Genomic DNA, 23,748 nt, shown 5'->3' on the forward strand with positions numbered 1-23,748 from the left:
CTCGCGTCCGCACGGGACCGCCGTGCACGGGCGACGCGCTCAATCGCGGGGCCGTCAGGCGCCGCGAGCCGGGGACCCACTCTCCTGGGGCGAATCGCCGCACCCGTGCGGCGTAGGGCACCTCTTGGCCCGAGCCCGTCAGCTCACCCGGTCGGCGTTGAGAGGAGTCCGTTTCGTGCTGCCCGCAACCCGACGCCGGGTCCTCCCGGCCTCGTTGCTGCTGACCGGCGCCCTCGGCGCCGGCATCCTCGGGACCTCGGTCCCCGCCCAGGCCGCCACCATCGCGCCCGCGTCGGTCACGACCGCCGTGAGCACCACCACCGCGGCCACGACCACCACGACGTCCGCCAAGGCCGCCGCTGCCGCCGCCCTGCGCGCGCGGATCACCGCCAACCGCGCCCGGATGCGCGCGGCCGCCGCGCACCGTGCCGCGGTGCGCGGCAAGGCCGTGCACATCGCCCGCACGCGGCTCGGCATGCGCTACGTCGCCGGCGCCGCCGGCCCCACGCGCTTCGACTGCTCGGGCCTCGCGATGTACGTCGTGAAGCACACCACCGGCCGTTCGCTGCCCCACTACTCGCGGGCCCAGTACGGCGTCATGCGGCACGTCTCGCGCCGCAACCTGCACCCCGGCGACCTCGTGTTCTTCTTCCGCCACGGGGCGCACCACGTGGGCATCTACATCGGCCACGGCCGGATGATCAGCGCCACCAACCCGCGCACCGGCGTCAAGATCGACCGCGTGTTCTCGGGCTGGTACGGCTCGCGCTACAGCGGTGCCGGCCGCCTGGTCTGACCTCGCGCCACCCGGAGCCCGGCCCCCCTCGTGGGGGCCGGGCTCCGTCGCGTCCCGCCACGGCGGTGGGCGTGAGCGACGTCACGTCGACACCCGTACCCCCTAGGGGTACCTTGGCAGGCGTCAGGACGACACCTCACCCAGGAGCAGCCATGAGCCACGGCTACAGCGCCGACAAGGACGCCGTCCTCGCCCGTCTGCGCCGCATCGAGGGGCAGGTGCGCGGCATCGCGCGCATGGTGGACGAGGACACCTACTGCATCGACGTGCTCACCCAGGTGTCCGCGGCGACCCGCGCGCTGGAGAACGTCGCGCTGCTGCTGCTCGAGGACCACCTCGACCACTGCGTCCGCGATGCCGCGGCCAAGGGCGGCCCGGAGGCCGACGAGAAGCTCGCCGAGGCCTCGGCCGCGATCGCGCGGCTCGTCCGCTCCTGACCGCCCGCCACACCGAGAACCGGATCACCGCACGAGGAGAGCGAGCATGACCACCACCGTCTGGACCGTCCAGGGCATGACCTGCGGCCACTGCGTGCACGCCGTCACCGAGGAGGTGTCGGCCATCCCCGGCGTCTCCGGCGTGGAGGTCGACCTCGAGTCCGGCCGGGTCACCGTCGAGTCGGCCGAGGCCCCGTCCGAGGACGCCGTGCGCGCGGCCGTCGACGAGGCCGGCTACACCCTCGTCACCGCCTGACCCGCCCGCACGGCGCGACGCCTTGCCGCCGCGCGACCCGAGGGAGCACCATGCGCACCGCCTTCACCCCCGTCGCCACCCCGATCGACCTCCAGGTCACGGGGATGACGTGCGCGTCGTGCGCCGCCCGCATCGAGAAGAAGCTCAACAAGGTGCCCGGCGTCGTCGCGACGGTGAACTACGCCACCGAGACGGCGCACGTGCAGGCGCCCGAGGGGGTCGACCTCACCGAGCTCGTCGCCGTGGTCGAGGCCGCGGGCTACGGCGTACGGCCGCCGGACGCCGAGGACGAGGACGACGACCCCGACCGGCTCGGCCTGCGCTGGCGCGTCGGCCTCGCGCTGACCGTGCCCGTGGTGCTGCTGTCCATGGTCCCGGCGCTCCAGGTGACCGGCTGGCAGTGGCTGGCCTTCGCGCTGTCCACGGTCGTGGTGGTGTGGGGCGGGGCACCGTTCCACCGCGCCGCGTGGACCAACGCCCGGCACGGCACCACCACGATGGACACCCTGGTCTCGCTCGGCGTCTCCGCCGCGTACCTGTGGTCGGCCGTGGCGGTGCTGTTCACCAGCGCCGGCGAGCTCGGCGCCACGATGCAGTTCTCGTGGCTGCCCATGGCGGACGCCGCCACCGGCGGCCGGCCGGACCTGTACTTCGAGTCGGCCTCGGTCGTCGTCACGTTCCTGCTGCTCGGGCGCTGGCTCGAGCACCGGGCCAAGCGCCGCTCGGGCGCCGCGCTGCGCGCCCTGCTCGACCTCGCGCCCCGCACCGCCCGGGTGCGCCGCGACGGCGTCGAGACCGAGATCCCGGCCGGCCACGTCGCCGTCGACGACCTCGTGGTCGTGCGCCCCGGCGAGCGCATCGCGGCGGACGGCGTCGTCGTCGAGGGGGCCTCGGCCGTCGACGCGAGCATGCTCACCGGCGAGTCCGTCCCGGTGGAGGTCGCCCCCGGCTCCGAGGTGTCCGGCGGCACCGTGGTGCAGGACGGCCTGCTCGTGGTGCGCGCCACCCGGGTGGGCGCGGACACCGCCCTGGCCCGCATCGCCGCCCTCGTCGCCGCGGCCCAGAGCGGCAAGGCGCCCGTGCAGCGGCTGGCCGACCGGGTGTCCGCGGTGTTCGTGCCCGTGGTGATCGGCCTGGCGCTGCTGACCCTGCTCGGGTGGGGGCTCACCACCGGCTGGCAGCAGGGCTTCACGGCGGCCGTCGCCGTCCTGGTCATCGCCTGCCCGTGCGCCCTGGGCCTGGCCACGCCCACGGCGCTGCTCGTCGGCACCGGCCGGGGCGCCGGGCTGGGCATCCTGGTGCGCGGTCCCGAGGTGCTCGAGTCGACCCGCCGCGTCGATACCGTCGTGCTGGACAAGACCGGCACCCTCACCAGCGGCGTCATGACCGTGGTCGAGCGGCTCGGCGACGACGACGCCGTGCGCCTGGCCGGCGCCCTCGAGTCGTTCTCCACGCACCCCGTCGCCCGCGCCGTGGCCGACCACGCCGCCGCGCTCGGGCCCGCGCCGCAGGTCGCGTCGCACGACGCGGTGCGCGGCTCGGGCGTGGTGGGCCGGGTCGAGGGGCACGAGGTGCGCGTGGGCCGGCCGTCCTGGGCCGGGCTGCGCGGCGAGCTCGGCGCGGCGGCGGACCGCTGGACCCAGCAGGGCCGCACCGTGGTGGCCGTCGTCGTCGACGGCGCCCCGCGCGCGGTGCTCGCGGTGGCCGACGAGGTGCGACCCACGAGCCGCGAGGCCGTGGCCGCCCTGCGCGCGCTGGGCCTCGAGCCCGTGATGGTGACGGGTGACGCCGAGCCCGTGGCGCTCGCGGTGGCGGGCGCCGTGGGCATCGAGCGCGTGCTCGCCGACGCCCGGCCCGAGGACAAGGTGGCCGAGGTGGCCCGCCTGCGCGGGTCCGGGCGCACCGTCGCGGTGGTGGGCGACGGCATCAACGACGCCGCCGCGCTGGCCGGGGCCGACCTCGGGATCGCCATGGGCGGCGGCACCGACGTCGCCATCGAGGCGGCCGACATCACGCTGCTGCGCGACGACCTGCGCACCGCCGGCGACGCCGTGCGCCTCTCGCGCGCCACGCTGCGCACGATCAAGCAGAACCTCGGCTGGGCCTTCGGCTACAACGTCGCCGCGATCCCGCTCGCGGCCGCCGGCCTGCTCACCCCGATGGTCGCCGGCATCGCGATGGCGATGTCGAGCGTGTGCGTGGTGGGCAACAGCCTGCGGCTGCGCCGCTTCCGCTGACCTGGCGACCGGTCAGGCGCGGCCGCGGATCGACGCGAGCCAGGCCAGCGCCTCGGCGTAGTCGTCGTCGGTGACGCCGGGGCGCACGAGCGGCGCCTTGCCGTCGTGGCGCGGGTAGCTGCCGAGGAACCGCACGTGCGCGCACACGCGGTGCAGCCCGGCGAGCGCCTCGCCCACCCGGGCGTCGGCCACGTGCCCCTCGCAGTCGACCGAGAAGTAATAGTCGCCGAGCGCCTTGCGCGTGGGCCGCGACTCGATCCGGGTCAGGTTGACCCCGCGCACGGAGAACTCCGTGAGGATCTCCATGAGGGCGCCCGGGTGGTCCTCGCGCATGAAGAGGTAGAGCGTGGTCTTGTCCGCGCCCGTGGGCGCGGGCAGCGCGCCCGGGCGGGCGAGCAGCACGAACCGCGTCCACGCCTCGTCGTTGTCGCCCACGTCGGCGGCGAGCACCTCGAGCCCGTAGACGTCCGCGGCCAGCGCCGGGGCGATCGCGGCGTCGTACGTGCCGGCCGCCACCGCCGCGGCGCCCGCGGCGTTCGACGCCTCCGGCAGCACCTCGGCGCCCGGCAGGTGGGCGGCCACCCACGCCCGGCACTGCGCCGCGGCGACCGGGTGCGTGGCGACCCGGCGTACGGACGCGAGGTCCGTGCCCGGCCGCGCCATGAGGGCGAAGCGCACGCGCAGGACGACCTCGTCCACGATCACCAGCGGCTCGCCGGCCGCGAGCTCGTCGAGCGTGCCGGTGACGCCCCCCTCGACCGAGTTCTCGATCGCAACGAGCGCGAGGTCGACGTCGCCGTCGCGCACGGCGTCGAGCACCGACGACGCGCTCGGCAGCGGGCGCAGGTCGGCGTCGGCGCTGACCGGCATCGAGCGCAGCGCCTCCTCGGTGAAGGTCCCGCGCGGGCCGAGGTAGGCGATCGTCATCACGAGGCGACCCCGCGCATCGCGTAGGCGACCGCCTGCTGCTCCTCGGGCGAGAGGGACGACTCGCTGCTGCCGCCCTTGACGCCCTTGATGTAGGACCGGGTCTCCGACCGCCCGTGGATCGCGGTGAGCACGAGCCCGTCGCCGCCGTCGTCGAGCATCGCGGCCGAGAACGACAGCCGGCCTCCCATGTCGCCGAAGGCGTCGTAGCGCACGACGCTCACGTGGCGCAGCGCATCGGACAGCTCGGTGCGCGTGCGCGCCAGCAGGGCGGCGAGGTCGTCGACCTCGGCCCGCAGCGCGCGCACCTGCTCGGACTTGCGGGCGACCGCCGCGACGAAGGTGGGCGCGTCCCCGTCGGCCTGAAGGATCGTCAGGTCGCGCCGAGTCCGGCGCTGGGAGAGCAGCGCCACCAGGGCGAGCACGAACGCGAGCACGGAGACGCCGGTGGCGACGAGCACGAGCACGTCGCGCACGGAGGGGTCGAGGGACACGCGGGACAGGTTAGTGGCCGTTAGTGTGCGACTCGTGCGCACTGGTCCCCGGCCCCGCCGACACCGGGCGACCCGGTGAGCACGTCCCTCCCCGTCTCGCTGCTGTGCTTCCTCGGCGGGCTTGTGATCGTGCTCGCGGTGGGGTCCTCGATCCTGCGGACGCTGGTGGTGCCGCGGGGGGTGCCCAGCAAGCTCTCGGCGCTCGTGCTGCGCGCGACGCTGGGGGCGTTCCGTACCGTCGCCCGGCGCACGCCGTCCTACGAGAGCCGAGACGCGGTGCTCGCCTACGCCGCCCCCACGTCCCTGGTGCTCATGCTGGCGACCTGGCTCCTGCTGCTGCTCGTCGGCTACGCCGTGCTGCTCTTCTCGTTCTCGCCGCTGGACTGGGCGGCGTCCTTCCGCGAGGCGGGCTCGAGCCTGTTCACGCTCGGCTTCGCCAGCACCGACCGCGGCCAGCTGACCGCGGTCGACTTCCTGGCCGCGGCCACCGGGCCGGTCGTCGTCGGCCTGCTGGTCGGCTACCTGCCCAGCCTGTACGCCTCCTACAACCGCCGCGAGGTCGACGTCGCGCTGCTGCACTCGCGCTCGGGCGAGCCCAACTGGGGCCCGGAGATCATCGGGCGGCACGCGATCATCAACTCGATCGACGAGATGTCCACGCTGTTCCGCGGCTGGGAGAGATGGGCGGCCGACGTCGCCGAGAGCCACGTCAACTACCCCGTCCTCATCCACGTGCGCTCGGCCCAGCCGATGCGCAACTGGCTGGTCGCGCTGCTCTCGGTGATGGACGCGGCCGCGTGGCAGATGTCCACCAACCCCCAGCTGCCGCAAGGCACGGCGCGCGTGGCCGTGCGCCAGGGCTTCGTCGCGGTGCGCGACATCGCCCGCGCGGAGGGCATCGTCGTCGACGAGGACCCGGACCCGGACACCCCCATCGCCGTGAGCCTGGAGGAGTTCACCGCGGTCTACGACTCGCTCGTCGAGCTCGGCTACCCCATGCAGCGCACCGCTGCGGAGGCCTACCCGCACTTCCGCGGCTGGCGGGTCAACTACGAGCGGGCGGCGTACGCCCTCGCCGAGCGCATCGACGCCGTCCCGGCCGAGTGGAGCGGTCCGCGCACGCCGCCGCTGCCGGTGATCACGCCCTCGCGACCGGTCAACCGGATGCCCGGCGGCCGCACCGGCCGCCCGTCGGTGGGGGAGTGAGCCGGTGAACCTCGCCCTCGACCTCGGCGTGCTCGTGGCCACGTTCCTGGTGATCTTCCCGGCCGAGCTGCCGGACAAGTCCTTCATCGCCACGCTGGTGCTGGCCACCCGCTACCCGCGGATGTGGGTGTGGTTCGGCGCCACGCTCGCGTTCGCCGTGCAGATGGTGATCGCGGTCGCGGCCGGCCAGGTGCTCTCGCTGCTGCCGCGCACGGTGGTGCTCGGCGTCACCGCCGCGCTGTTCGCCGCGGGGTCCGTGCTGCTGCTGCGCGGGGGGATGCAGGCGCGCGAGGAGGAGGAGGCCGAGGAGGCCGAGGAGGAGGCCGAGGTGTCCGCCCGGGCGGTCTCCGGCCGGCACGGCCTCGCGGCCCTGGCCACGACGTTCGTGGTGATCTTCACCGCCGAGTGGGGCGACCTGACCCAGCTGATCGCCGCCGGCCAGGCCGCCCGCACGGACTCGCCGCTGTCGGTCTTCCTCGGGGCCTGGCTGGCCGAGTCGTCCGTGGCCGCGATCGGGGTGCTCGCCGGCGCGTGGCTGCAGCAGCGTGTGCCGCTGTGGCGCGTGCGGCTCATCTCGGGGGCGCTGCTGGCCCTGCTCGCGGTGCTCACCGTGGTGGAGCTCGTCCGCGGCTGAGCGCGACGTGCGGGCCCCGGCCCGGACGCCGACAGGCCCGCCACCGGGGGGTGGAGGGCCTGTCGTAGCGGATCGGTCCGCGTCCGCGACACCGAGTGGCGGGGTCGCGGGCGAGTCGGGCGACACCCCCGCGGACTCCCGACCGGCGCAGTCGGGCGTGTACCCGGCGTCCGGCCGGTCCACACGGTGCCACGCGAGGAGGGGCTGTGGCGTCCACCACGCGCAAGTGTGACCAGCTCGTCATCGCCGGCGGGGGGGCGCGACCGCGGCGGTCCACGGGCTCACGGGCCCGGACATGAGTGATCGGACGCCACCGACGGGGGATGCAGCGGCGTCCGATCAGGTATGACGCTAGGGCCTCTGTAGCGATCGCTCAACCGGGACCGGCGGATTGCCCGGATTCTTGAGACATTCTTGACGACGCCTCCGTCGGCCGGGCACGCAGCGCGGTGACGCCGTCACCATGCGTGCTGCCGGGGCGGACCGGCCTCCGCCGGGACGACGGCTCGCCGCCGGGTCAGCGCAGCGTCACCTGGCGGTTGGCCAGCCCGGCGCGGGCGCGCCGGGCCGCCTCGTCGAGCGGGCCGGTCTCGGCCAGCGCCTGCTCGAGCCGGGCCGCGAACTCCACCGCCGGCTCCTCGACCTGCGGCGCCTCGGTGCCGGGCGCGAGGTCCCACACCGGCACGAGCAGACCGTGCGCGCGGAAGGTGCCGATGAGCCGGGTCCCCTCGCCGAGGGCGTCCTCGCCACGCGCGTGCAGCCGGGCCAGGGCGTCGAGCACGGCCTCCTCGTCCTGCGGCAGGGTCCAGCGCAGGTGCTCCTTGGTGCCGATGCGGCACCAGTAGGCCGCCTCGACGCCGGACAGGCGCGCGGTCGGCACGACCGAGGCGTTGGCCCGCTCGAGCGAGGCGGCGACCTCGTCGGAGGCCTCGGCGCCGCTGCCCTCGAGCCAGAAGTCGAACCCCTCGTGCACCGTCACCTCGAGCGGGGCGGCGGTGTCGAGCACGTCCTGCAGCCGCGGCCCGGGGCCGGGGCGCCCGGGCGGCACCGGGGTGCCGGGCTCGGTGTCCAGCGCCCGCAGCAGCGCGTCGGCGATGTCGCGGCTGGTGTCGCCGGTGCTCGTGGCGGTCTGGAGCCCCACGAAGATCCGCCCGTCGGTGCGCACGAGGCCCGGCCACGCCAGCGGCAGCACCGTGGCGAGCACGACGTCGCGCCCGTCGAGCCGGGCCGCGAGCTCCGGCGCAAGGGTGAGCGGCGCGGTGGCCGACGGCACGATCTCGCGCAGCGCCACCCAGTCGGTCTCGCCCGCGAGGCCCTCGAACGAGCGGCGCCGGACCTCCGGGGCCGCCGCGGCCCGGCCGTGGCACGCCTTGTAGCGCCGGCCGCTGCCGCACGGGCAGGGCTCGCGCATGCCGACGACGGGGACCTCGGCGTCGTCGACCGCCGGACGGGGGGACCTGGGGTGCTTCGCCACGGTCGCGCAGCGTACGCGAGCGGGCTCAGCCCGGGGCGGCCGCCCGCTGCGGGGCGGACGGCAGCCGGCCGAGGTGCCCGAGCACCTCGCGCGGGCGGTTGGTGATGATCGCGTCGACGCCGAGCTCGAGGCACAGGTCGACGTCGGCCGGCTCGTCGACGGTCCACACGTGCACTGCGTGGCCGCGGCGGTGCAGGCGCTCGACGTAGGAGGGGTGCGCCCGCACGATCTGGATCGAGGGCCCGGCCACCACGGCGCCGAACGGCAGCGAGCCGTCGCGCAGCCGCAGGGCGACGCGGTCCATGAGGAACACCGTGGGCAGGCCGGGCGCCAGGGCGCGCAGCCGGCGCACGGACAGCTGCGAGAAGCTCATCACCCGCACCCGGCGGTCCGCCTCGGCGCGGGGCCGGGCCAGGCCGAACCGGCGCAGCAGCTCGACCGTGCGCTCCTCGACCAGCCCGGCGTAGCGGGTCGGGTGCTTGGTCTCGATCGCCAGCCCGACCTCGCGCTCGGAGTCCACGACGAGCTCGAGCAGCCGCTCGAGGGTGAGCACGCGACGCCGGTCCTCGTCGTAGACGACGGGGTCGTCGAGGCCCGGGCCGGCGGTGCTCGGACGGGCCTGGCCCGGCTCACGCCAGCGGCCGAAGTCGACCCGCGAGAGGTCCTCGAGGGTCATCACGGACACGACGCCGCGCATGTCGCCGGTGCGGTCGATGCGCCGGTCGTGCACGCACACGAGGTGGCCGTCGGCGGTGAGCCGCACGTCGCACTCGAGGGCGTCGGCGCCCTCGGCGATGGCCCGGACGTACGCGCCGAGGGTGTGCTCGGGCTCGTCGGCGCTCGAGCCCCGGTGCGCGACGACCTCGGTCACCGCACCATGGTGTCACCGACGCCCCCGCCCGCCACCGCGTGCGGGCGACGACACGAGGTACGCGAAGCGAACTCTCAGCGACGTCCCACGCGCGTCAGGCCAGCAGGGCGCCGGGGTTGAACAGCCCGTGCGGGTCGAACGCGGACTTCACCGCGCGCATCGCCGCGATCTCCTGCGGCGAGCGGGTGAGGTGCAGGTACGGCGCCTTCGCCCGGCCGACCCCGTGCTCGGCCGAGATCGAGCCGCCGTGGTCGGCCACCGTGCGCAGCACGACGGCGTCGGACCGCTCGTCCTCCGGGTCCGGGCCGAGCACCTCGACGTGCAGGTTGCCGTCGGCGAGGTGGCCGAACACGAGCACCTCCGCGACGTCGTCCACCGACGCGAGGCGCTGCTTCATGTCCGCCACGAACGCGTCCCAGCCGCCGAGCGGCACGGACACGTCGAACCGGTGCGGCACGCCGAGCGCGGAGGCGGCCTCGGCCGCGCGCTCGCGGTAGGACCACAGCCGGGCCCGGTCCACGGCGTCCACGGCGACGATCGCGTCGCGGTCGTCGGGCAGGTTCAGCGCCACCTCGCCCCGCTCGGCCGACTCGGTCTCGACGAGCAGCACGTGGGCCGCGTCGTCGGCCACCGGCATCGGCAGGCCGGACACCTCGACCACGTGGCGCAGCATGGCGGCGTCGAGGATCTCCGCGGCCAGCAGCCGCACCCCGGTGGGCACGGCGCGGTCGACGAGGGCCAGGGCGTCGTCGGCGTCGCGCACGGCCACCAGCGCGACCGACGACGCGAGCGGCGGGCGCACCAGCGCCAGGCGGGCGGCGGTGACGACGCCGAGGGTGCCCTCGCTGCCGACGAGCAGGCCGACGAGGTCGTAGCCGGTGTTGTCCTTGGGCAGGCCGGCGAGGTGCTCGACGACGGACCCGTCCGGCAGCACGGCCTCGATGCCGACGACCTGGCGTCGCGTCATGCCGTAGCAGCACACGCGGATGCCGCCGGCGTTCGTGCCGATCGTGCCGCCGATGGTGGCGCTGTCGCGGGCGGCGAGGTCGACGCCGTACTCCCATCCGGCGGCGCGGGCGTGCCGTTGCACGTCGGCGAGCAGCACCCCGGCGCCGACGGTCACCTGCCCCTGGAGCGCGTCGACCGGGTCGAGGCGGGTGAGGCGGCGGGTGGACACGATCACCGGCGCGGGCCCGTCCGGCCCGGGCACGGAGCCGCCGACCAGCCCGGTGTTGCCGCCCTGGGGCAGCAGCGGCACGCGGTCGCGGGCGCAGCGGCGCACGACGGCGGCCACCTGCGCGGTGTCGGCCGGCCGCACCACGGCCAGCGCCGGGCCGCCGAAGCGGCGGGACCAGTCGACGACGTGGGGGGCCACGAGGCCGGGGTCGGTGAGGACGTGCTCCTCGCCCACGACGGCGGCGAGGTCGGCGCGCAGCGCGGCGTCGAGGACGGCCGGGGTCGGGGTCACGCGCGCGACGCTACCGCCGCGCCCTCCGGCCCCACCCGCCGCGTCACTTGAGGAACTTGGAGAACCGCCGGTCGGCCAGCGGCTTGCCGTCGGTCTGGCAGGTGGCGCAGTACTGGAGCGAGGAGTCGGCGAAGCTCACCTCGCGGATGACGTCGCCGCACACCGGGCACGGCTCGCCGGTGCGCCCGTGCACCCGCATCCCCAGCTTCTTCTCCGCCTTGAGATCGGCGGCGCCGAGGCCCTCCGAGCGGCGCACGGCGTCGGTGAGGACGTCGTGGATCGCCGCGTGCAGGGTGGCGACCTCGTCCGGGGAGAGCCGGTTCGCCGGCCTGAACGGGCTCATCCGCGCGGCGTGCAGGATGTCGTCGCTATAGGCGTTGCCGATCCCCGCGATGGTCGACTGGTCGCGCAGCACGCCCTTGAGCTGCTTGCCGCCGGCGTCCTCGAGGATGCGGGCCAGCGCGTCCACGGTGAACGCGTCGTCGAGCGGCTCCGGCCCCAGCCTGGCCACGCCCTCGATCTCGTCGCGGTCGCGCACCACGTAGACCGCCAGCCGCTTGCGCGTGCCGGCCTCGGTGAGGTCGAAGGCGCCCGCGGGGACGCCGTCGTCGTCGACGAGCACCACGCGGAACGCCAGCGGGCCCTTGCCCGCGCGCGGGGGTGCCGCGCTGACCTCCTGCCGCCAGTGCAGCCAGCCGGCGCGGGCGAGGTGCGTGACGAGGTGGAGCATCTCGCCGTCGTCGTCGACGAGGGCGAGGTCGAGGAACTTGCCGCGGCGCGAGGCGTCGACGACGCGGGTGCCCACGAGGTCGGTCACCGGCGGGTCGAAGGTCTTCAGCGCGCTGATCGCGGCCAGCTCCACCCGGGCGATGCGCAGGCCGGTCGCCGTGGCGCGCAGGTACGCGGCCAGCGACTCCACCTCGGGCAGCTCGGGCACGGACCGAGCCTGCCACGCCCCCTCCGCACGTCACTGGTGAAACGGTCGCTTCCCGGTCCGGGATACGACCGTTTCACCAGTGACATCGGGGCGGGGGGAGGGGGCATGGGCCACACTGTCCCGGTGGAGGTACCCGAGGCACCGGCTCTGGACGCCGTGCTCCCCGGCCGGATCGGCCTTCTCGTGCGCATGCCCGTGCAGCCCGGGCTGCGCGCCGCGGCCCTCGACGTCCTCAACCGCTACGTCGACGACCTCGACGAGGAGCCGGGCACCGAGGCGTTCTTCCTGTGCGTGGACCCCGACGACGCCGACGTGATCTGGCTCTACGAGTGGTTCCGCGACGAGGCCGCGCTCGAGGCGCACCGCAGCGCCCCGCTGTTCGGGCGGCTCATGGCCGAGCTGCCCGGCCTCGTGGTGGACGGCACCGGCATCATGCGCCTGGACCCGCTGCGCCTGCGCATGTCGCCGGCCGTCACCGTCCACCGGCTCTAGGCGTCCGCCGCCTCGGTCCGTGCGGCCGTGGGAGCCCGCGGCGATACTCACGCTCGTGGCCGAGACCCCGGAGCTGCTCGTCGACGACGCCGGCGCCTGGCGCGGCTGGCTGGCCGAGCACCACACCGACCCCACGGGCGTGCGGCTGGTGCTGGCGCGCAAGGGCGTGACCGCGCCCACCCGGCTCACCTACGACGACGCGCTGCCCGAGGCGCTGTGCTTCGGCTGGATCGACGGCCAGCTCACCCGCCGCGACGCGAGCACCTACTGCGTGCGGTTCACCCCGCGGCGGGCCCGCAGCCCGTGGTCGCGCCGCAACGTCGAGCTCGCCGAGCAGCTGGTCGCGCAGGGGCGGATGCAGCCCGCCGGCCTGGCCGAGATGGAGCGGGCGCGGGCCGACGGGCGGTGGGACCGCGCCTACGGCGGCTCGGCGTCCATCGAGGCGCCCGACGACCTGCTCGCGGCCCTCGCGGCCTCGCCGCGGGCCCAGGCGATGTGGGACGTGCTCACCCGCACCAACCGGTTCGCCGTGCTCTACCGGGTGCACGAGGCGAAGCGGCCGGACACGCGCGCGCGCCGGATCGGCCAGTACGTCGAGATGCTCGCGAGGGGCGAGACGCCCTACCCGCAGAGGCGCCGCCCCGAGTAGCCCGGCGACGCCGCAGGCCGGCCGTCGGCGTCGCTCAGCCCGAGCCGGGCAGCTGCGCCAGCACCGCCTCGATGCCGCGGTGCAGGGTCGGGTAGGCCCACACCTGGCGGCGCAGGTCGGCCACCGGGATCCGGGCCTGCACCGCCACGGACAGTGCCCCGAGCACCTCCCCGCCGCCGGGCCCGGCGCTCGTGGCGCCGACCAGCACGCCGTCGTGGGCCACCACGGTGAGGAAGCCGTCGTTGCCGGGGCCGTGGATCCAGCCGCGGGTCGCCGCCGACTCCAGGCTCGCGTGCGCCACCTGCACGTCGAGCCCGCGGTCGCGGGCCTGCTGCTCCGTGAGCCCCACCGCCCCGATCTCCGGATCGGTGAAGGTGACCCGGGGCAGGGCGTGGATCGGGTTGCTCGCGTCCGTCGGCGTCCCGGTGCGCAGCGCCGCCACGATGACCCGGGCGTGGTGGACGGCGACGTGGGTGAACGCGCCCTGGCCGACCAGGTCGCCGAGCGCGTAGACGCCGTCGATCGCGCCGTCCGGCCCGAGCACGCGCAGCCGGTCGTCCACGGAGAGCGTGCGGGCCGAGTCGTCCACGCCCAGGCTGGCCACGCCCAGCCCCGCCAGGTCCACCCGGCGCCCGGCCGCCACCAGCAGCCGCTCCGCCGTGACGGCCGAGCCGTCCGACAGGGTCACGGTGAAGCCGTCGTCGTCGTGCCCCACCCGGGCCGCGCCGACGCCGGTGCGCACGGTGATGCCCTCGCGGGAGAACACGTCGGCCAGCAGCTCGCCGGCGGCCGGCTCCTCGAGCCCGAGCAGCCGGGGCGAGGGCTCCACCACCGTGACCCGCACGCCGAAGCGCGCCATCACCTGCGCCAGCTCGCAGCCGATGGCGCCGCCGCCCAGCACGACGCAGGAGCGCGGCAGCACCGGGCTCTCCACGAACTCGTGGTTGGTCCAGTACGGCGTGCCGGCCAGCCCCTCGATCGGCGGGCGGGCCGGGGCCGAGCCGGTGCCCAGCACCACGGCCGTCGTCGCGGTGACGACGACGTCCTCGCCCTCCGGGGTGCTGACCACCACGGTGCGCGGGCCGTCGAGCCGGCCGCGACCGCGCACGAACGTCGCGCCCTTGCCCTCGAGCCGCTCCACGGCGACCCGGTCGTCCCAGTGGTCGGTCGCGACGTCGGCGATCCAGGCGTGCACGGGCGCCCAGTCCGGCACCACGGTGGCCGTGCCGGCCAGCCCGTCAACCCGGCGCGCCTCGGCCAGCGCGCCAGCGGCACGCACCATCCGCTTGCTCGGGACGCAGCCCCAGTAGGGGCACTCCCCGCCCACCAGGCCGTCGTCGACGGCGACCACCGGGACGCCGGCGGCGGCGAGGTCCTCGGCCACCTGCCCGCCACCCGGTCCGAGCCCGACGACCACGACGGAGGTGCTCAGAGTCCGCATGCCCCCACCCTGGGGTGCGCGGGGCCGGCGCGCCAGACGCCGGCGACGCGCGTTCGCAGTCCGGTGACCCGGCTCAGCGGGGGGCGCGGGCCCGGGTGGTCCACAGGAAGCGCAGGCCGAGCACCGGCAGCACCAGCGGCACGAAGAGGTAGTCGAGCCCGTACCAGTACCAGACGCTGTGCACGCCCTTGCCCGTGACGGTGTCGACGAAGGTCTCCGGGTGCACCAGGCTCCACGTGCCCACGACCAGGACGCCGGCCAGCTCGACGAGCATCCCGACGAGAGCGACGCGCCGCCACGCGGGGGTGTCGCGCACGAGCGCCACCGTGATCACGCAGTAGACGACGGCGGCGAAGGCCGAGAGCAGGTAGGGCACCGGCGCCTGGCCGAACTTGGTGAGCAGCTCGTAGAGCGAGCGCGCCGTGGCGGCCACGGCGAGCACGGCGTAGACGACGATGAGCGCCCGGCCGGGGCCGTGCCGGGTGGAGCCCGGCGTGCCCTCCTCGACCGGGGCCGCGCCGTCGACGGGCTCAGCCACCGCCCACCCCCGGGGTCCCGGTCCAGACCTGCTCGAGGCGCAGCACGAGCACGGGCACCACGAGCGCGGCCACCGCCACGACGCCCCCGCCCCAGCGGCCGGGCTCGGCGGCCCCCCACCAGGCGGCGCCGGGCGCCGCGGCGAGGGTCACCGCGAGGTAGGCGAGGAACACGACCGGGTCGGCGGGCGCGGTGCCGCCGGCCCAGGCGACGGCGCAGGCCACCGTGAGCCACACGACCGCCACCTCGACGACGCCGACCAGCGCGTAGACCCACACGGGCAGCCGGCGCGAGAGCGCGGCGTAGACCGCGGCCACGAGGGCGAGCACGAGCGCCAGCACGATCACGACGTTGCCGGGCAGCGACGCCGGCCAGTCGGAGGCGGCCAGCGCGGACGACGTCACGGCGCGATTGTCCACCGCGGCGCCGGCGCCGGCGCGACCGCCCCCTGCCGGCCGGCCGGTCGTCGTCCGGCTCAGCCGAGGGCCAGCAGGGCCCCGGCCACGATCGCGGTGGCCATCCCGACCTTCTGGAGCGGGTGCAGCCGCTCGGCCAGCACGTAGCGCGCCAGCAGCACGGTCGCCGCCGGGTAGAGCGAGCCGAGCACCGCCACCACCGAGAGCAGGCCGGTCTGGGTCGCCACCAGGTAGAGGGCGTTGGCCCCGACGTCGAGCGTCCCGGCGGCGATCGCCTGGATGCGCACGGTGCGCCCCGCGGGCAGGAACGGGCCGCCACGGCGCGCCACCACCACCAGCCCCATGAGCGCGAGCAGCACGGTGGAGACCGCGCGCGAGAACACCACCGGCCACAGCCCCGCGTCCGAGGGCGCCTGCGCGATGACGGCGAAGAACACCCCGATGCCCACGCCCGCGCCGACGGCGAGCAGCAGGGCGCGCGGGGTCAGCCGCTGGTGGCGGGCGTCGTCGGTGGGCGCGGGCGGCTCGAGCCCCACCGTCACGATCGCGACCACGGCCAGCGCCATCCCGACGTAGGCGGCCGCGCCCGGTCGCTCGCCGTGCACGAGCCCCACGAGCACGGGGATCGCCGCGCCGAGCACGGCGGAGACCGGCGACACCACGCCCATCGGCCCGAGCGTGAGCGCGGCGTAGAGCAGCAGGATCCCGAGCGAGCCGGTCACCCCGGACACCACGCCCGGCAGGACGGACCCGGACACGCTCCCGCCCACGAGGAGCGCCACCGGCAGCACGACGACGAGGCCCGCGGGGGTGGTGAGCGCCAGCGTGCGCAGGGGCGTGGACCGCCGCGACGCCAGCCCGCCGGTGAAGTCCGCGACGCCCCACACGGCGGCGGACAGCAGGGCGAGGAGGGCGGGCACGGCGCCAGTCCAGCACAGCGCCCGGCGGCCGTGACCGGCCCGGGCGGCGCGCGCCGTCCCGCCCGCGCGCCGGTCCGGCGGGGCCGGGGCGGACGGCGCGGAGCGGGCGCGGGGAATGTTCCGGCCGGACCGGCTGCTGGGACCGGTGCGGCACCGGCAGACTGCGCACCACGGCGGAGCACCGGCGGCACCGGGGAGGTCGGATGGCGCAGACCGACGGCGGGGCCGCCTGGCGCACCCGCTGGGTGCGCGGGCACGACACCCCGCTGCGCCGGTTCCTGCGCACCGAGAGCGGCGGCGCGGCGGTGCTGCTCGGCGCCACCGTCCTCGCGCTCGTGTGGGCCAACGCGGCCCCCGACGGCTACGCGTCGTTCTGGGGCACCGAGGTGTCGGTCGAGGTCGGTGGCCACGGCATCGCGATGTCCGCGCGCGAGTGGGTCAACAGCGGGCTCATGACGTTCTTCTTCTTCGTCGTCGGCCTCGAGGCCCGGCGCGAGCTCGACGTCGGCGAGCTGCGCGAGCGGCGGCGCGTGCTGCTCCCGGTCGCCGCCGGCCTCGGCGGCATGCTCGCCGCGGTGCTGGTCTACCTCGCGGTGGGCGCGGGCAGCGGCGTGGCGCACGGCTGGGGCGTCGCGATGTCGACCGACACGGCGTTCGCGCTCGGCATGCTCGCGCTGGTGGGGCCGCGCTTCCCCGAGGCGCTGCGCACCTTCCTGCTCACCGTCGTCGTGGTGGACGACGTGCTCTCGCTCGTGGTCATCGCCACGGTGTACACGACCGACATCGAGGGCCTGCCGCTGCTCGTGGCCGCGCTGCTGTTCTCCCTCGTGATCGCGCTGCTGCGGCTGCGGGTGCGGTCCGGGCTGGTCTACCTCGTGCTCGGCGTGGCCACGTGGGTGGCGCTGCACAACAGCGGCGTCGACCCCGTGGTGGTGGGCCTGGCCATGGGGCTGCTCACCTACGCCGGGCCGGCGGCGCGGACCAGCCTCGAGACCGCCACCGACCTGTTCCGCGACTTCCGCGAGCAGCCCACACCGGAGCTCGCGCGCACCGCGCGCGCCGGGATGGACGCCGCCCTCTCGCCCAACGAGCGCCTCCAGGTGGCCTTCCACCCCTGGACGAGCTACGTCGTGGTGCCGCTGTTCGCGGTCGCCAACACCGGCATCCCCGTGCGTCCGGACTTCCTGGCCGAGGCCTACCGGTCTCCGCTCACGTGGGCCGTCGTCGTGGCCTACGTCGTCGGCAAGCCGCTGGGCGTGTTCTCGGTGTCGTGGCTGGTGACCCGGCTCTCCCGCGGGCGGGTCGCCCCGCCGGTGGGCTGGGTCGCGGTGCTCGGCGGCGGCGCCATCGCGGGCATCGGCTTCACCGTGAGCCTGCTCATCGCCACCCTCGCCTTCGACGGTGCCGCCCTCGACGAGGCCAAGCTCGGGATCCTCACCGCCGCGACCGCAGCGGCGGCGGTCACGTGGCTGATCTTCCGGGTCGCCGCCGCGCTGCCGGCCGCGCGCAGCGCACGGCTGCTGCTGGGCTCCGCGGACTCCATCGTCGACCTGCTCGACCCGGTGGACCCGCAGCGCGACCACGTCCGCGGGCCGGAGGAGTCGCCGGTGACCGTGGTGGAGTACGGCGACTTCGAGTGCCCCTATTGCGGGCAGGCCGAGCCGGTGGTGCGCGAGCTGCTCGCCGGGCACGGCGACATCCGGTACGTGTGGCGCCACCTGCCCCTCCACGACGTGCACCCCCACGCGCAGCTCGCCGCCGAGGCCTCCGAGGCGGCCGCGCGCCAGGGCGCGTTCTGGGAGATGCACGACCGCCTCCTCGCCCACCAGGACCGGCTGCGCCTCGACGACCTCATCGAGCACGCCCGCGTGCTCGGGCTCGACACCGGCCGCTTCGCCGAGGACCTGCTCGCCCACGTCGACGAGGCCCGCGTGGCCGAGGACCTCGACAGCGCGGACGCCAGCGGCGTCGCCGGGACGCCGACGTTCTTCATCAACGGCCGGCGCCACCACGGCGCCTTCGACATCGAGACGCTCTCCGAGGCGGTCCGCCTGGCCAAGGCGCGGGCGCTGGCCGGGGCCCGCTGAGCACCCGCGGCGAGCGCCGGCCGTGACCGTGCCGACGCGATGGGTGACGTGGCGATCCTCACGGCCGCAGGCGGTTCCGGGCCCACCGCCGGCCGCGCGTCCGGACGCGGCCGCGGCGTAGCGTCGTGGGTGGCGGAGTCGGCTCCGACCCCGCCCGGCGTCCCGTCGGAGGGGGCAGCCATGACGACCACAGCGGAGCGCACCCGGGCCACGACCCGGCCCGCCTTCCGCCTCACCTTCGCCCTCGTCGAGAGCTTCGTGCTCGTCGGCGCCGTCGTGGGCGTGCTGCAGCTGTGGACCGGGAGCTTCGCGCCCCCGGTGTCGGACCTGCAGCCGCTCGGCCTGCACGACTGGAAGCTGCCGGCGGCGTGGCTGTTCTTCTCGGTCGCGATCCCGTCGTCGATGGCCGTGTCCGCGGCACTCGTGCGGCTGCCCCGGACCCCGGAGATCGTCCTCGTGGCGAGCGCGCTGCTGCTCGTCGAGGTCACCGTGCAGATCCCGTTCGTCGGCCCGAGCGTGCTCCAGGCCGTGATGGGGTCCATCGCGATCCTGCTCGGAACCCTGGCCTGGCTCGCGCGCCGCGGCGGCACCTGGCGCGCCCAGCTCGACTAGGCCGTCTCCACGACGCCTGCCGGCTCCGCGTCCGCGCGCGGCGACGCGTGGTCGTCGAGGTCGCGCAGGGACCGGACCTGCGAGCGCAGCAGGATCGCCGGCCCGAGCCAGGCCACCACCGCCGCCGCCCAGAGGGCCCCGCGCGCGCCGACGACGCCTGCGGCCAGACCGGCCGTCACCGAGCCCACGGGGATCGCACCCCAGGAGACGAAGCGGACGGTGGCCATCACCCGCGGGAGCAGCTCGGGCGGCGTCGCGGTCATCCGGTAGGTGCGCGTGCTGATGCTCACGAGCGCCACGCTCGCGGCGAACCCGATGTTGCCGAGCGCGAACAGCACGAGCGCCGCGAGCCCGGCCCCTGCAGGGATCACGAGGGCGAAGACGGCGGTGCCCACGGAGGCCAGCACGCTGGCGCGGGCCGTGCCGAGGGCGCCGGTGATGCGGGGCGTCGCCGCGGCGCCCAGCAGCGCGCCGACGCCCTCCGCGGCGAGCAGGACGCCGACCAGCACGGGCGGCGCGTCCTGCACGCGCAGCAGGTACACGGCGAACAGCGCCATCTGCGCACCGCACACGAAGTTGATGACCGTGGCGTCCCACATGAACGGCGCCATCACGGGGTGGCGGCTCACGAAGTGCCAGCCCTCGCGGATCATCTGCCGCACCGGCGGCCAGACCGGCGGTGCGGCGACCTCCCGGGCCGGCAGGCTGCGCAGCAGCGCCGCCGAGATCAGGTAGCTCACGGCGTCCGCGCCGAGGGCCGCCGCCGCACCGGTCAGCTGCACCAGCAGTCCTCCGAGCGCGGGGCCGCCGAGCGACGACGCCGCGTGCGTGCCGGACATCAGGCTGTTGCGGCGCTGCATCTCCTCCTTCGGCACGATGCTCGGAAGGAAGGTCGAGTTGCTGACGTCGAACAGCACGGTCGCGAAGCTGACCACGAGGGCCGTGACGACGAGGTGGGCGAAGGTGAGGTGGCCGGCCCACCACGCGAGCGGCACGGAGGCGAGCGCTGCCGCGCGCAGCAGGTCCATCGCGACCTGCGTCCCCCTCAGCGGCAGCCGCTGGGCGAGCACGCCGGCCGGGAGGCCGATGACGAGCCAGGCGACGAATCCGGCGGCCGTGAGCAGCCCCACCTGCTGGGGGCTCGCCTGGAGCAGGGTGAGGGCCGCGATGGGGAGGGCGACGACGGTGACCGCCGACCCGGTCGCGCTGATGGTCCCCGCCGCCCAGTACGTCCAGAACACCCGGTGCACGTCGCGCCCCCCGTCCGTTTACAATCTGAACTGACCCTAGCGGGGTCCGATCCCTGGCGGAAGGACCTCCCACCTGCTGAGGTGACCCGGTGAAGTACACGGACCTGGCCGACGCCGACTGCGGCATCGCCCAGGCGCTCGGCGTGGTGGGCGACTGGTGGACCCTGCTCGTGGTCCGCGACGTCGCCGGCGGCGTCACCCGCTTCGACGCCCTCCAGCGCGAGCTCGGGGTGAGCCGCAAGACGCTGACGGACCGCCTCGCCGCCCTGGTGGCCGCCGGCGTACTGCGGCGCGAGGCCTACTCCGAGCATCCGCCGCGCTACGACTACCGGCTCACGGCTGCGGGCGAGGGGCTGCTCCCCGTGCTCATCGCCCTGCAGGACTGGGGCGACCGGTACGTGCTCGGCGACGGCAGCCTCACCGCGAGCGGCGCGCCGACCTCGGCCGACGCGCGCCGGGCGCAGGCGCTGGTCGGGCAGGAGGTGCCGGCCGTGAGCCTGACGGGTCACGACGCCCGCGCCACCGACCCGTGCCCGGAAGGCGCATGGACCGTCCTGTACTGCTTCCCCGGCGCGTTCGCGCCCGGCTCCGACGGCTACCCGCCGGGCTGGAGCACGATCCCCGGCACCACGGGGTGCACGCTCGAGTCGAGGACCTACGCGCGCCGCCACGCGGCGTTCGCGCGGCGCGGCGTCGCGGTCGTCGGCGTCAGCACCCAGCGCCCCGACCAGCTCGCCGCGTTCGTCGCGAGCGAGGAGCTGCCCTTCCCGCTGCTGTCCGACGCCGACCTCCGCCTGACCGCGGCGCTGCGCCTGCCCTCGTTCCGGGCCTCAGGGGTGGAACGGCTCAAGCGGCTCACCCTGCTGGTGGACCCGGGCCGCGTCGTGCGGCACGTGCAGTACCCGATCACCGACCCCGCAGGGTCCGTCGCCGAGATGCTCGACGTCGCGACCACGCTCGCCTCGGCCTAGCGCGCCGGCTCGGAGGGCCGGTACGACGAAGGGCGGCCCGTGGGCCGCCCTGTCGGTGAGTGTGCGCGAGGGGGGAGTTGAACCCCCACACCCTTTCGGGTACACGGACCTGAACCGTGCGCGTCTGCCTATTCCGCCACTCGCGCGCGCCGGAGAAGGCTAACACGCGGGAAGGGCCTGTTTCGCCGGGCGTTCCCGCAGGTCACCGCCCGCCCCGGCGTCGCGACGGCGGGCCGGGGCGCCGCTCCCGGTTACGATCATCGTGCCGTGCGCCATACGCCGCGGCACCGGACGAGGGAGGCAGCGTGGGTCTGCTCGACCGCTTCGAGCAGCGGCTCGACCGCATGGTCAACGGTGCCTTCGCGCGCGCCTTCAAGGCGGAGGTCCAGCCCGTCGAGATCGCCTCGGCGATGCAGCGCGAGATGGACGAGCGCGCGGCCGTGGTCAGCCGCGGTCGCACCGTCGTCCCGAACGCCTTCGTCATCGAGCTCAGCCCGCACGACCACGAGCGCCTCTCCGTCTACGCCTCCACCCTCACCGACGAGCTCGCCGGCATGGTGCGGGAGTACGCCGAGGAGCAGCGCTACACCTTCGTGGGCGGTCCCGTGGTCGAGCTCGGCCTCGACCCCGAGCTCGAGACCGGCCTGTTCCGGGTGCACAGCGAGGCCAAGGCGGAGGTCGCGTCCGTGCCGCCCCCCGCGCGCCCCGCGGCCGCGGCGGCGCCGCAGGTCGGCCAGCCGCGCCTCGTGGCCTCCGACGACCTGGCCCACCCGCTCACCCGGGCGGTCACCCGGCTCGGGCGCGGCACCGACGTCGACATCCGGGTCGACGACCCTGGTGTCTCGCGCCACCACGCCGAGATCCTGCTCGGCCGCGAGGTCGTCCTGCGCGACCTCGACTCCACCAACGGCACCTACGTCGACGGCGTGCAGGTCGGGGAGACCGTGCTGCACGACGGCTCGGTCGTCCAGCTCGGGGGCACCCGGCTGACGTTCCGGGCGGGGTGAGCCCGGGGTGTCCGAGCTCGTCCTGACCCTGCTGCGCCTGGGCTTCCTGGTGCTGCTGTGGTCGCTCGTGCTCGTGACCGTCGTCGTCCTGCGCCGCGACCTGCGCGCCCCCCGCGACGCCCGGCCGCTCGTCGCCGCGCCCGTGCCGCGCACCTCCGGCCGTCCGGCCAAGGCCGCCAAGCCCCGCACGGAGAAGCCGGCGAAGCCCTCGCGCACCGGGCCGCGCTCCCTCGTCGTCGTCGAGGGCCCGCTGGCGGGCACGGTGATCCCGCTCGGCACCGCCGACGTCACCCTCGGCCGGGCGCCCGACTCCACCCTCGTGCTCGACGACGACTACGCCAGCAACAACCACTCGCGGATCAGCCAGGTCAACGGCAGCTGGGTGGTGACCGACCTCGGCAGCACCAACGGCACCTGGGTCGACCGCGCGCGGATATCCACCCCCACGCCGCTGGCCGTGGGCCAGCAGCTCAAGGTGGGCCGCACCGTCCTCGAGCTGCGGCGCTGACATGTCCCTCATGCTGCGCTCCGCCGCGCGCTCCGACGTCGGGCTCGTCCGCGCGGGCAACGAGGACTCCGGCTACGCCGGCGACTCGCTGCTCGTCGTCGCCGACGGCATGGGCGGGCACGCCGCCGGCGAGCTCGCCTCGGCCACGGCCATCGCCACGATGTCCGAGATGGAGACCGCGGGCCTCGACGACTCGGCCGCGCTCGAGCGGCTCTCCGAGGCCGTGGTCACCACCAGCGAGCGCATCGCCGACGTCGTCGCCGCCCACCCCGAGTTCGCCGGCATGGGCACCACCCTCACCGCCCTGGCCTGGCTCGGCGGCGACCCGGCCCGCGTCGCGGTGCTCCACGTCGGCGACTCGCGCGCCTACCTGCTGCGCGACGGCGTCCTCACCCAGGTGACCCGCGACCACACCTACGTGCAGACCCTCATCGACTCCGGCCGCATCGCGCCGGAGGAGGCGCACACGCACCCGCGGCGCAATCTGCTCATGCGCGCCATCGACGGCGTCCACCCGGCCGAGCCGGACGTGTCCGTGCGCGAGGCGCGCGAGGGCGACCGCTACCTGGTGTGCAGCGACGGGCTCTCCGGCTTCGTCGACGACGCGCACATGCACGACCTGCTGGGCCTCGCCGACCCGGTCGCCGCCGTCACGGCGCTCGTCGACGCCGCCCTCGAGGCCGGGGCCCCGGACAACGTCACCTGCGTGGTGGCCGACGTCGTCTCCGGCGAGGACGACGGCGAGGCCGAGGCGCCGGTGGTCGTGGGGGCGGCGGGGGAGCCGCGCAACCGCGAGCGCCTGCCGGGGCTGGAGTTCCCGGCCGACGCCCAGCCCGACCCGCGCACCGTGCTGCGCCTGGGCACCTCCTCGGCCGGCGGCGACGACTCGGTGGCGGGGCTCGCGGAGGTCTACCGCGAGGAGCAGCGCGCCCCCCGGCGCGTGCGCTGGGGCGTGGTCGCGGCGGTCGTCGCGGTGCTCGTCGTCCTCGCCGCCGTCGTGGCCGTCACCCGCACCTGGGCCGGCAACCAGTTCTACGTCGGCACCGACAGCGGCTACGTCGCGATCTTCCGCGGCGTGCCCGGCGACCTCGGGCCCGTCAGCCTGCACTCGGTCGAGGAGC

General features: G+C 75.7%; 23 protein-coding genes, 1 tRNA gene and 2 pseudogenes. 14 read left to right on the plus strand and 12 right to left on the minus strand.

Translation table 11 applies throughout. The annotated features are described in order from the left end of the window. The first annotated feature begins 175 nt into the window (after nt 1–175). From GC157_10500 to GC157_10515, 4 genes are all read left to right on the plus strand, one after another. Nucleotides 176–796, plus strand: coding sequence for a hypothetical protein (locus tag GC157_10500; GenBank protein ID MBI1377895.1), 621 nt, complete (start codon nt 176–178; stop codon nt 794–796). Between the two features lie 152 nt (nt 797–948). Then, a complete protein-coding gene (locus tag GC157_10505; GenBank protein MBI1377896.1) occupies nt 949–1,233 on the plus strand; it encodes a metal-sensing transcriptional repressor in 285 nt (94 codons plus the stop codon). A 46-nt stretch (nt 1,234–1,279) separates the two neighbouring features. Next, nucleotides 1,280–1,489 (plus strand): cation-transporting ATPase, encoded by a 210-nt coding sequence (locus tag GC157_10510; GenBank protein MBI1377897.1) that lies wholly within the window; start codon nt 1,280–1,282, stop codon nt 1,487–1,489. A 50-nt stretch (nt 1,490–1,539) separates the two neighbouring features. Further along, a complete protein-coding gene (locus GC157_10515) occupies nt 1,540–3,726 on the plus strand; it encodes a heavy metal translocating P-type ATPase (protein ID MBI1377898.1) in 2,187 nt (728 codons plus the stop codon). Between the two features lie 12 nt (nt 3,727–3,738). Here GC157_10515 and pheA read toward each other — a convergent pair whose 3' ends face one another. Together pheA and GC157_10525 are read right to left on the minus strand one after the other, a co-directional pair. Next, nucleotides 3,739–4,653: a prephenate dehydratase gene (pheA, locus tag GC157_10520; protein MBI1377899.1), complete on the minus strand. Its 915-nt coding sequence runs from the start codon at nt 4,651–4,653 to the stop codon at nt 3,739–3,741. Next, nucleotides 4,653–5,156 carry a DUF4446 family protein gene (locus tag GC157_10525; GenBank protein MBI1377900.1) on the minus strand — a complete coding sequence of 168 codons (504 nt, stop codon included), beginning with the start codon at nt 5,154–5,156 and terminating at the stop codon, nt 4,653–4,655. The genes pheA and GC157_10525 overlap by 1 nt, the downstream gene beginning before the upstream one ends. A gap of 66 nt (nt 5,157–5,222) precedes the next feature. On the opposite strand from GC157_10525, the gene GC157_10530 reads away from it, so the two are divergent. Continuing rightward, nucleotides 5,223–6,353 carry a hypothetical protein gene (locus GC157_10530; protein ID MBI1377901.1) on the plus strand — a complete coding sequence of 377 codons (1,131 nt, stop codon included), beginning with the start codon at nt 5,223–5,225 and terminating at the stop codon, nt 6,351–6,353. 37 nt (nt 6,354–6,390) lie between these two features. Continuing rightward, nucleotides 6,391–6,987, plus strand: a pseudogene (locus GC157_10535) (UPF0016 domain-containing protein). A 517-nt stretch (nt 6,988–7,504) separates the two neighbouring features. Here GC157_10535 and GC157_10540 read toward each other — a convergent pair. From GC157_10540 to GC157_10555, 4 genes are all read right to left on the minus strand, one after another. Further along, entirely contained in the window at nt 7,505–8,398 is an 894-nt protein-coding gene (locus tag GC157_10540; GenBank protein ID MBI1377902.1) for a topoisomerase II, read from the minus strand. A gap of 88 nt (nt 8,399–8,486) precedes the next feature. Then, nucleotides 8,487–9,332, minus strand: coding sequence for a glycerophosphodiester phosphodiesterase (locus GC157_10545; protein ID MBI1377903.1), 846 nt, complete (start codon nt 9,330–9,332; stop codon nt 8,487–8,489). A gap of 94 nt (nt 9,333–9,426) precedes the next feature. After that, entirely contained in the window at nt 9,427–10,767 is a 1,341-nt protein-coding gene (locus GC157_10550; GenBank protein MBI1377904.1) for an FAD-binding protein, read from the minus strand. Nucleotides 10,768–10,843: 76 nt separating this feature from the next. Continuing rightward, nucleotides 10,844–11,737, minus strand: coding sequence for an Fpg/Nei family DNA glycosylase (locus GC157_10555; GenBank protein MBI1377905.1), 894 nt, complete (start codon nt 11,735–11,737; stop codon nt 10,844–10,846). A 105-nt stretch (nt 11,738–11,842) separates the two neighbouring features. Here GC157_10555 and GC157_10560 point away from each other — a divergent pair, with 105 nt between their 5' ends. Next, on the plus strand, nt 11,843–12,229 hold the full coding sequence (locus tag GC157_10560) for an antibiotic biosynthesis monooxygenase (protein ID MBI1377906.1): 387 nt from the start codon (nt 11,843–11,845) through the stop codon (nt 12,227–12,229). Between the two features lie 43 nt (nt 12,230–12,272). Continuing rightward, on the plus strand, nt 12,273–12,878 hold the full coding sequence (locus tag GC157_10565; protein MBI1377907.1) for a hypothetical protein: 606 nt from the start codon (nt 12,273–12,275) through the stop codon (nt 12,876–12,878). A gap of 34 nt (nt 12,879–12,912) precedes the next feature. Here GC157_10565 and GC157_10570 read toward each other — a convergent pair whose 3' ends face one another. The 4 genes from GC157_10570 to GC157_10585 all read right to left on the minus strand — a co-directional run bounded on the left by GC157_10570 (nt 12,913) and on the right by GC157_10585 (nt 16,192). Continuing rightward, on the minus strand, nt 12,913–14,319 hold the full coding sequence (locus GC157_10570) for an NAD(P)/FAD-dependent oxidoreductase (GenBank protein MBI1377908.1): 1,407 nt from the start codon (nt 14,317–14,319) through the stop codon (nt 12,913–12,915). 73 nt (nt 14,320–14,392) lie between these two features. Continuing rightward, a complete protein-coding gene (locus GC157_10575; protein ID MBI1377909.1) occupies nt 14,393–14,857 on the minus strand; it encodes a hypothetical protein in 465 nt (154 codons plus the stop codon). Next, nucleotides 14,850–15,260, minus strand: coding sequence for a hypothetical protein (locus GC157_10580; GenBank protein ID MBI1377910.1), 411 nt, complete (start codon nt 15,258–15,260; stop codon nt 14,850–14,852). The genes GC157_10575 and GC157_10580 overlap by 8 nt, the downstream gene beginning before the upstream one ends. 71 nt (nt 15,261–15,331) lie before the next feature. After that, nucleotides 15,332–16,192 carry an EamA family transporter gene (locus GC157_10585; protein MBI1377911.1) on the minus strand — a complete coding sequence of 287 codons (861 nt, stop codon included), beginning with the start codon at nt 16,190–16,192 and terminating at the stop codon, nt 15,332–15,334. Between the two features lie 203 nt (nt 16,193–16,395). Between GC157_10585 and nhaA the strand changes: the two genes are divergently transcribed. Both nhaA and GC157_10595 read left to right on the plus strand, forming a co-directional pair. Further along, nucleotides 16,396–18,279: a Na+/H+ antiporter NhaA gene (nhaA, locus tag GC157_10590; protein ID MBI1377912.1), complete on the plus strand. Its 1,884-nt coding sequence runs from the start codon at nt 16,396–16,398 to the stop codon at nt 18,277–18,279. 180 nt (nt 18,280–18,459) lie between these two features. Then, the gene (locus GC157_10595) at nt 18,460–18,891 is read left to right on the plus strand and encodes a hypothetical protein (GenBank protein ID MBI1377913.1); all 432 of its coding nucleotides are present in this window, start codon (nt 18,460–18,462) and stop codon (nt 18,889–18,891) included. Here GC157_10595 and GC157_10600 read toward each other — a convergent pair. Further along, nucleotides 18,888–20,141, minus strand: a complete 1,254-nt coding sequence (locus GC157_10600; GenBank protein ID MBI1377914.1) for an MFS transporter — start codon at nt 20,139–20,141, stop codon at nt 18,888–18,890. The genes GC157_10595 and GC157_10600 overlap by 4 nt on opposite strands. Nucleotides 20,142–20,230: 89 nt before the next feature. Here GC157_10600 and GC157_10605 point away from each other — a divergent pair, with 89 nt between their 5' ends. Continuing rightward, nucleotides 20,231–21,112: a redoxin domain-containing protein gene (locus tag GC157_10605; GenBank protein MBI1377915.1), complete on the plus strand. Its 882-nt coding sequence runs from the start codon at nt 20,231–20,233 to the stop codon at nt 21,110–21,112. Nucleotides 21,113–21,174: 62 nt separating this feature from the next. Here the strand turns inward: GC157_10605 and GC157_10610 are convergent. After that, nucleotides 21,175–21,258: transfer RNA gene (locus GC157_10610), tRNA-Leu, on the minus strand. A gap of 159 nt (nt 21,259–21,417) precedes the next feature. On the opposite strand from GC157_10610, the gene GC157_10615 reads away from it, so the two are divergent. From GC157_10615 to GC157_10625, 3 genes and pseudogenes are all read left to right on the plus strand, one after another. After that, a complete protein-coding gene (locus tag GC157_10615; protein MBI1377916.1) occupies nt 21,418–22,119 on the plus strand; it encodes a DUF2662 domain-containing protein in 702 nt (233 codons plus the stop codon). Between the two features lie 7 nt (nt 22,120–22,126). Further along, entirely contained in the window at nt 22,127–22,627 is a 501-nt protein-coding gene (locus GC157_10620; GenBank protein ID MBI1377917.1) for an FHA domain-containing protein, read from the plus strand. A gap of 1 nt (nt 22,628) precedes the next feature. Continuing rightward, nucleotides 22,629–23,249: pseudogene (locus GC157_10625) on the plus strand (SpoIIE family protein phosphatase). Nucleotides 23,250–23,748 lie beyond the last annotated feature (499 nt).

It is taken from the genome of Frankiales bacterium (assembly GCA_016125335.1).
Classification (GTDB): domain Bacteria; phylum Actinomycetota; class Actinomycetes; order S36-B12; family CAIYMF01; genus Longivirga.

Excerpts from the sequence above, each read along its gene's own strand:
- GC157_10505 (MBI1377896.1), top strand. The coding sequence starts at position 949 with ATGAGCCACGGCTACAGCGCCGACAAGGACGCCGTCCTCGCCCGTCTG.
- GC157_10510 (MBI1377897.1), top strand. The coding sequence starts at position 1,280 with ATGACCACCACCGTCTGGACCGTCCAGGGCATGACCTGCGGCCACTGC.
- GC157_10515 (MBI1377898.1), top strand. The coding sequence starts at position 1,540 with ATGCGCACCGCCTTCACCCCCGTCGCCACCCCGATCGACCTCCAGGTC.
- pheA (MBI1377899.1), bottom strand. The coding sequence starts at position 4,653 with ATGACGATCGCCTACCTCGGCCCGCGCGGGACCTTCACCGAGGAGGCG.
- GC157_10540 (MBI1377902.1), bottom strand. The coding sequence starts at position 8,398 with ATGCGCGAGCCCTGCCCGTGCGGCAGCGGCCGGCGCTACAAGGCGTGC.
- GC157_10560 (MBI1377906.1), top strand. The coding sequence starts at position 11,843 with ATGGGCCACACTGTCCCGGTGGAGGTACCCGAGGCACCGGCTCTGGAC.
- GC157_10570 (MBI1377908.1), bottom strand. The coding sequence starts at position 14,319 with ATGCGGACTCTGAGCACCTCCGTCGTGGTCGTCGGGCTCGGACCGGGT.
- nhaA (MBI1377912.1), top strand. The coding sequence starts at position 16,396 with ATGGCGCAGACCGACGGCGGGGCCGCCTGGCGCACCCGCTGGGTGCGC.
- GC157_10595 (MBI1377913.1), top strand. The coding sequence starts at position 18,460 with ATGACGACCACAGCGGAGCGCACCCGGGCCACGACCCGGCCCGCCTTC.